This window comes from Vibrio splendidus 12E03 (genome assembly GCF_000272105.2).
Classification (GTDB): Bacteria; Pseudomonadota; Gammaproteobacteria; order Enterobacterales; family Vibrionaceae; genus Vibrio; species Vibrio splendidus_I.
Genome location: NZ_AJZD02000204.1, coordinates 1 through 5818 on the forward strand (window position 1 = coordinate 1; position 5818 = coordinate 5818).

The window sequence follows — 5818 nt, forward strand, 5'->3', positions numbered from 1 at the left end:
TATGGCGGTATTGGATGCGAACAACTACCAATCAGCTACGGGTCAAGCAACGGGGGAATTTGTTCTTTATAACGGCAGTGCCGATACACAAGTATCAAACACTGAAGAGTTAGAGAACTTAGTCGTTAGAAGTGGTGAAGGTGAGATTATTCGTCTGTCTGACATCGCTAAGGTTTCTCTAGAGAAAAGCCACGACGTTTATCGTGCAAGTGCGAACGGTCAGGAGGCGGTTGTTGCAGCAATTAATGCGGCACCAAGTGCGAACCCGATCAACATCGCTGCAGATGTCCTTGAGCTTCTTCCTCAGCTAGAGAAGAACCTTCCAAGCAACATCTCAATGAACGTAATGTACGATTCAACCATTGCGATTAACGAGTCAATTCAGGAAGTTATCAAGACAATTCTTGAAGCGGCATTAATTGTATTGATCGTAATTACCTTGTTCTTAGGTTCATTCCGAGCGGTACTGATCCCTATCGTTACTATCCCACTATCACTGATTGGTGTGGCAATGGTAATGCAGGCGATGGGCTTCTCTTGGAACCTAATGACACTGCTGGCAATGGTACTCGCCATCGGTCTGGTGGTCGATGATGCGATCGTGGTACTTGAGAACGTCGACAGGCATATCAAGCTCGGAGAGTCCCCTTTCCGCGCTGCGATCATCGGTACGCGTGAAATCGCTGTACCAGTTATTGCAATGACGTTAACGCTAGGCGCAGTATACGCTCCAATCGCAATGATGGGCGGTATCACGGGCTCACTATTTAAAGAGTTCGCATTAACCCTAGCCGGTTCTGTATTTGTATCAGGTATCGTGGCACTAACGCTGTCGCCAATGATGTGTTCAAAAATGCTCAAAGCTCACGCTGAGCCGAGCAAGTTTGAGCAGAAGGTTCATAGCGTTTTGGATGGTATGACTAACCGTTACGAGCGTATGCTTGGCGCGGTAATGCAACATCGTCCAGTATTTATTGGCTTTGCGATCATCGTATTTGCAAGCTTGCCGATGCTGTTTAAGTTCATCCCTAGTGAATTAGCACCTTCAGAAGATAAAGGTGTAATCATGCTGATGGGTACTGCACCATCTAATGCGAACTTAGACTTCATGCAAAATACCATGAACGACGTAAACAAGATTCTGTCTGATCAGCCAGAAGTCGCTTACGCGCAGGTGTTCACAGGTGTTCCTAATGCAAACCAAGCGTTTGGTATTGCATCTATGGTTCCTTGGAGTGAGCGTGAAGCAAGCCAATCTGAGGTAGCAAACCGCGTTGGTGGTTTGGTGAAAGATGTGCCTGGAATGGCAGTAACCGCCTTCCAAATGCCAGAGCTACCAGGTGCGGGTTCAGGCCTTCCAATTCAGTTTGTTATTACAACGCCAAACAGTTTTGAGAGCTTGTTCCAAATAACCACTGATATCTTGACTGATGTAGCGACAAATCCACTGTTCGTTTACTCGGATCTCGACCTGAACTACGACTCAGCAACGATGAAAGTACACATCGATAAAGATAAAGCGGGCGCATACGGTGTGACCATGCAAGATATCGGTATCACGCTAGGTACCATGATGTCTGATGGCTACGTAAACCGTATCGACTTAAATGGTCGTTCTTACGAGGTTATCCCTCAGGTAGAGCGTAAGTTCCGCTTGAACCCAGAATCGATGAATAACTACTATGTACGTGCTGCGGACGGCAATGCTGTCCCACTAGGCAGTTTGATTACGATTGACGTTGTGGCAGAGCCTCGTTCTCTTCCTCACTTCAACCAATTGAACTCAGCAACAATCGGGGCAGTACCAGCGCCTGGCGCGGCAATGGGTGATGCGATTGCATGGTTTGAAGAGACAGCAGCGAACAAGCTACCAAGTGGCTACAACCACGATTACATGGGTGAAGCTCGCCAATACGTAACGGAAGGTAGTGCACTTTACGCGACCTTTGGTCTAGCACTGGCAATCATCTTCTTGGTACTGGCGATTCAATTTGAATCTCTGAAAGATCCACTGGTTATCATGGTATCTGTACCACTGGCGATCTGTGGTGCCCTAATCGCTCTTGCTTGGGGTGCGGCAACGATGAATATCTACTCGCAAGTAGGTTTGATCACCTTAGTCGGCCTGATTACCAAGCACGGTATCTTGATCTGTGAAGTTGCAAAAGAAGAACAGTTGCATCATCACAAAACTCGTATCGAAGCGGTAATGGAAGCTGCGAAGGTTCGTCTTCGTCCAATCCTGATGACAACGGCTGCGATGATCGCAGGTCTAATCCCACTGATGTACGCAAGTGGTGCGGGTGCAGCTCAACGCTTTAGTATTGGTATCGTAATCGTTGCTGGTCTAGCGATTGGTACTATCTTCACGCTATTTGTACTGCCAGTGATTTACAGCTACTTGGCTGAAAAACACAAACCTTTACCTGTATTTGTTGAAGACAAAGACCTAGAAAAGCTAGCTCGCGTCGATGAAGCAAAAGCGGCACACAGAGAATTAGCTGATAATAAGTAATCGCTAAGTCGTATTAACAATAAAAAGGCTACCTCGGTGGCCTTTTTTTATACGCCATAGGCGACATCTCAAGTGTGATTAAATAGAATAGTAGTAAATATTCAGGAGTTTTAATTGATATGTTTGATCCAAAAAAACTAGAGCAGATTGCTAAGCAGATCCACGATTCTATGCCTCAACCAGTGAAAGAGCTTGGTTCAGACGTAGATCAAAAAGTTCGCCAGGTTATCCAAGGCCAACTAAACAAGCTAGACGTTGTGAGCCGTGAAGAGTTTGATGTTCAAACACAAGTACTGCTTCGCACTCGCCAAAAGCTAACTGAAATGGAACAAAAGCTAACAGAGCTAGAAGCTAAGCTTGCAGACAAGTAAGCACTCAAGCAAGAAAAGATAAGTGGGATGGCGTGAAAACGTCAGCCCTTTTTTATACGAGTGAGAATAATATAGAGAGATTCCTTACCACGTTCATTCGCTGTTTTCGGGAATGATTCAGCTTTAAAGCCATCATCTTCAGGTACGCGAAGCTCTCTCAATTCCCCACCTGAAAAACAAAAAAGGCTTGGTCAACGGCGACCAAGCCTTTTCATTAGATGTTGTGTTGCTTATTCCTAACTCCAACCTGTAAGGAGTTATTGATACTGCTTTGCTTTTTCTACAAATTCGCAGTATCTAAGCGACGAATTAACCGCCTACAGCGATACGTTTCATGTCGCTCATGTAGCTACGTAGCTCTTCACCAATGTACTCTACAGGGTGGTTGCGGATAGCTTCGTTAACTTCAATTAGTTTAGCGTTATCAACTTGGTTAGATGTTTCACCTAGACCACGACCGATTACGTCAGTTGCAACTGAAGGCATGAACTTCTCACGTAGTAGCGGTGTCGCTACGTTAGCGAATAGGTAGTTACCGTACTCAGCTGTATCAGAGATTACTACGTTCATTTCGTAAAGACGCTTACGAGCAACTGTGTTAGCGATTAGTGGAAGCTCATGTAGAGATTCGTAGTAAGCAGACTCGTCGATGATACCTGATGCTGTCATTGCTTCGAATGCTAGCTCAACACCAGCGCGAACCATCGCAACCATAAGAATACCGTTATCGAAGTACTCTTGCTCTGAGATTTCTACGTCAGAAGCTGGGTAGTTTTCGAATGCCGTTTCACCAGTCTCTTCACGCCAACCTAGTAGGTTCACATCATCGTTCGCCCAGTCAGCCATCATTGTGCTAGAGAAGTGACCAGAGATGATGTCATCCATGTGCTTGTTGTAAAGCGGACGCATTAGGTCTTTAAGCTCTTCAGAAAGCTCAAACGCTTTAACTTTAGCTGGGTTAGATAGGCGATCCATCATGTGAGTTACGCCACCGAACTTTAGTGCTTCAGTAATCGTTTCCCAACCGTATTGTAGAAGTTTGCCTGCGTAGCCAGGTTCGATGCCATCAGCGATCATCTTCTCGTAAGATACGATAGAACCCGCTTGTAGCATGCCACAAAGGATAGTTTGCTCACCCATAAGGTCAGATTTAACTTCCGCTACGAAAGAAGACTCTAGGCAACCTGCACGGTGACCACCAGTACCCGCAGCCCAAGCTTTAGCGATATCCCAGCCTTCGCCTTTAGGGTCGTTTTCTGGGTGAACAGCGATAAGTGTTGGTACGCCGAAACCACGCTTGTACTCTTCACGTACTTCAGAACCTGGACACTTAGGTGCAACCATTACCACAGTAAGGTCAGCACGTAATTGCATGCCTTCTTCAACAACGTTAAAGCCGTGAGAATAACCAAGAGCAGCGCCTTGCTTCATTAGAGGCATTACTGTTTCAACAACGTTTGTGTGTTGCTTATCAGGAGTAAGGTTGATTACTAGGTCTGCTTGAGGGATTAGCGTTTCGTAGCTACCCACAACAAAGCCGTTTTCATCAGCATTTTTGAATGATTGACGCTTTTCATCAATTGCCGCTTGGCGTAGAGCGTAAGATACATCTAGACCAGAATCACGCATGTTTAGACCTTGGTTTAGGCCTTGAGCACCACAACCAACAATTACGATTTTCTTACCTTCAAGGTATTCAGCTTCTGTCGCGAATTCTTCACGATCCATAAAGCGGCAACGACCTAATTGGTCTAGTTGTTCACGAAGGTTTAATGTATTGAAATAGTTAGCCATTCTAGGGCACTCCTTTAAAAATAAGTCCGTAAGGTCGATATCTCTCTATCGAATGACTTCATACTAAAACAGACACTCCGTTGCTGAAAGTGATATATTCACAATTAGTTATTGCAATAAATGCAACATGGAAACGATCGCAGAACATGAACATAAAATCTCTACAATTATTTATACATTTATGTGACAGCAAGAGTTTCAGCAAAACCGCTGCTGCTATGCACGTCAGTCCTTCAGCGCTGAGCCGTCAGATACAAAAGCTTGAAGAGGAAACAGGGCAAGAGCTGCTTATCAGAGACAACCGCAGTGTTGATCTAACCCCATCAGGAAAACATCTATTGCCTGTAGCATTGAGCATCGTGGGAGAGTGGCAGCAATATAATCTTCACCTGAAGGGCGGAGAGCAAGAACTTAAAGGTGAAATCCGTATATTTTGTTCAGTAACGGCTAGCTACAGTCACCTACCTGAACTCATAACCGAATTTAGGGCTATTCATCCGTATATTGAATTTAAGCTCTCTACTGGCGATCCAGCTCAATCCATTGACAAGATCTTAAACGATGAGGCGGATATCGCTATCTCAGCAAAGCCAGACATCCTTCCTTCAAGGTTAGAATTCGAAACCATCAGCGATATTCCACTGTCAGTCATCATTCCATCTGGTGTGAGTAGCTTTAGCCAGCAACTGCAAACTGATAAACCAAACTGGAACGAAGTGCCTGTTATCATCCCTGAAGCAGGTACCGCTCGTGAACGCGCTAATGCATGGTTTAAGAAGATGAAGATTAAACCTAATATTTATGCTCAAGTATCAGGTCATGAAGCAATTGTAAGTATGGTAGCTCTAGGATGTGGGGTTGGTATCGCACCCGATGTGGTCATAAACAACAGTCCAGTAAGAGATAAAGTTGACCGCTTAAAGATAGAGCCCATCAAACCATTTGAATTAGGCGTATGTTGTAAGCGAGCGCAGCTAGATAACCCTCTAATTCGAGCGTTCTGGCAAGTCGCAGAAGGGAAATATTTAGCGGACTAGTCATCATTGTTTTAAACACAAAAAAGGGAAGAGCACGTCAGTACTCTTCCCTTTTTTATTTATGTATATCGCAGATAAGAAAAAAGCCCGCTGATTTCTCA

The 5818-nt window shown here is 44.8% G+C and carries 4 protein-coding genes; 3 read left to right on the forward strand and 1 reads right to left on the reverse strand.

Annotation, left to right across the window (positions count from 1 at the left end; genetic code table 11):
* Positions 1–2515, forward strand: a 2515-nt coding sequence (locus A142_RS13600) for an efflux RND transporter permease subunit (RefSeq protein WP_019824053.1), incomplete at its 5' end; no start/stop codon positions are given.
* A 119-nt stretch (positions 2516–2634) separates the two neighbouring features.
* On the forward strand, positions 2635–2886 hold the full coding sequence (gene ubiK / locus A142_RS13605) for a ubiquinone biosynthesis accessory factor UbiK (protein WP_019824054.1): 252 nt from the start codon (positions 2635–2637) through the stop codon (positions 2884–2886).
* A gap of 309 nt (positions 2887–3195) precedes the next feature.
* Here the strand turns inward: ubiK and ilvC are convergent, their stop codons facing one another.
* The gene (gene ilvC, locus A142_RS13610) at positions 3196–4680 is read right to left on the reverse strand and encodes a ketol-acid reductoisomerase (protein ID WP_017061965.1); all 1485 of its coding nucleotides are present in this window, start codon (positions 4678–4680) and stop codon (positions 3196–3198) included.
* 146 nt (positions 4681–4826) lie between these two features.
* Here ilvC and ilvY point away from each other — a divergent pair, with 146 nt between their 5' ends.
* The gene (gene ilvY / locus A142_RS13615) at positions 4827–5717 is read left to right on the forward strand and encodes an HTH-type transcriptional activator IlvY (protein WP_029405562.1); all 891 of its coding nucleotides are present in this window, start codon (positions 4827–4829) and stop codon (positions 5715–5717) included.
* Positions 5718–5818: the final 101 nt, after the last annotated feature.

What these genes read in the sequence shown, in the direction of transcription:
- ubiK (WP_019824054.1), top strand. Translation starts at nt 2,635, where the DNA reads ATGTTTGATCCAAAAAAACTAGAGCAGATTGCTAAGCAGATCCACGAT.
- ilvY (WP_029405562.1), top strand. Translation starts at nt 4,827, where the DNA reads ATGAACATAAAATCTCTACAATTATTTATACATTTATGTGACAGCAAG.
- ilvC (WP_017061965.1), bottom strand. Translation starts at nt 4,680, where the DNA reads ATGGCTAACTATTTCAATACATTAAACCTTCGTGAACAACTAGACCAA.